We start from the raw sequence: 1143 nt of genomic DNA on the forward strand, positions 1-1143 counted from the left end.
TTTGAAATTCGGAGTTGTTATGAGTTCTGACTTAGTTTGTCCTGAATCTGCTGAAGAGATCGAATATCAAATAGGTCAGCTTGAATCTGTTTTGTATGTCGAGCTACCAGCGACCATAGATGAATGCATGGATCAGGTGGCTTTCCTAGCAAATAGACAATTTACAGACGCCGCTAAAATGGGCGTGTTATTGCTTTGGCTGAAGTCACAAACAGAACATGGGCGTTTTAATTCTCTACTACATGAGAAAAGCATTCATAGGCGAACAGCTAGCAGGGCCATGGCTATAGCAAAAATGCTAAAAGCTTTGCCTAAAAGCAAAGTGGACAAATTGTCCATTTTGAATTTGAACACTCATCAACTTAACGAACTTACCAAAGTACCAATCGAAACGCTTAAAGAGCTAGACGACGAAGACTACGAAGTGCTGGCCGAAACATCAGGCAACGCAATCAAGCAGCAAGTGGCCGATCTGATAAAAGAGCGTGACGAATTACAGGTAACTGCGGCGCGGGCCATTAATGACTTGGAGCATGAAAAGCTACGCAAAGTGCCACAAGTACGTTTTGACATGCATGTGTTTATTAGTGAGATACGCAAAGACGCCATTTGTAATACCGAGCTATTAAACGAGGCGCTTGTTAGCACCATTACCCAAATTGGTCAGCTGTGTGATAACCGCCAATTGGATTTGGACTCGCGTGTGAGTGCTGCGCAAGTACTGCATCACACCTGGGCGGCAATCTACAGCCAAATTGGTACAGCACTTGAGCGTTTAAGCGGCGAGTTTGCTGGGCATATTGAAGGCATTGAACACCTACCGAAATTTACCAATGCTGAGTGGCAATACGTTGAAACCGAGCGTAACCGGCTGCTCGAACAATTTTTAGTAGAAAAGCAAAGCAAGGAGATCAAGTAATGCATCCTGCTGTGATTAAATTTAACAACTTACCTGCGGTTGTGAGCCAAAGTGCATGGTCTGAGGCCAGCGATAAAGCACGCAAAACGGCACAAAACCGAACCGCACTGGTAAAACATTGGCTATCTAGTGGCTTAAGTGTAGATAAGGCAAGAGCAGCACTGATTGAGTCATTAAATAGTGGATTAGTGACGCCTGCCATACACCAAGCTGTAACTGACCTA

Annotated in this window: 1 protein-coding gene and 1 pseudogene; both read left to right on the top strand. The window is 44.4% G+C overall.

The window, feature by feature from the left end; genetic code table 11:
• The coding region (locus J8M00_RS27945; protein WP_211013640.1) for a hypothetical protein at positions 1–919 on the top strand (919 nt) is incomplete at its 5' end.
• Positions 919–1143, top strand: a pseudogene (locus J8M00_RS27950) (hypothetical protein); the annotation flags it as partial. The gene J8M00_RS27945 and the pseudogene J8M00_RS27950, both read left to right, overlap by 1 nt.

Source organism: Pseudoalteromonas luteoviolacea, from assembly GCF_018100925.1.
Taxonomy (GTDB): Bacteria; Pseudomonadota; Gammaproteobacteria; order Enterobacterales; family Alteromonadaceae; genus Pseudoalteromonas; species Pseudoalteromonas obscura.